We start from the raw sequence: 329 nt of genomic DNA, 5'->3' as shown, positions 1-329 counted from the left end.
GACCTGGGGCCGGCGATGGGAATGATTGGTACCTTGATCGGTTTGGTTGCGATGCTGTCCAACATGGATGACCCGAAGTCCATTGGTCCTGCGATGGCGGTAGCTCTATTGACCACGCTATATGGAGCGATGCTTGCAAATATGGTTGCTATCCCTTTTGCTGACAAACTGACTCTTAGAATGGAAGAGGAAGAGTTGATCAAGTCCATGTCAATCGATGCCGTTTTGGCGATTCAGGCTGGTCAAAACCCACGTGTTATTGAAGCTATGTTGAGAACCTACTTGTCTGAAGGCAAGCGAGAAACAGGTGAAGAATAGTTCTGGTTTAT

The 329-nt window shown here is 47.7% G+C and carries 1 protein-coding gene; it reads left to right on the top strand.

What is annotated here, in order from left to right; all coding sequences use genetic code 11:
* On the top strand, positions 1–318 hold a 318-nt coding region (locus A3761_RS00925; protein ID WP_197472693.1), incomplete at its 5' end, for a MotA/TolQ/ExbB proton channel family protein.
* Positions 319–329: the final 11 nt, after the last annotated feature.

The organism is Oleiphilus sp. HI0123 (assembly GCF_001635315.1).
This window is presented reverse-complemented; position numbering and strand designations above follow the sequence as displayed.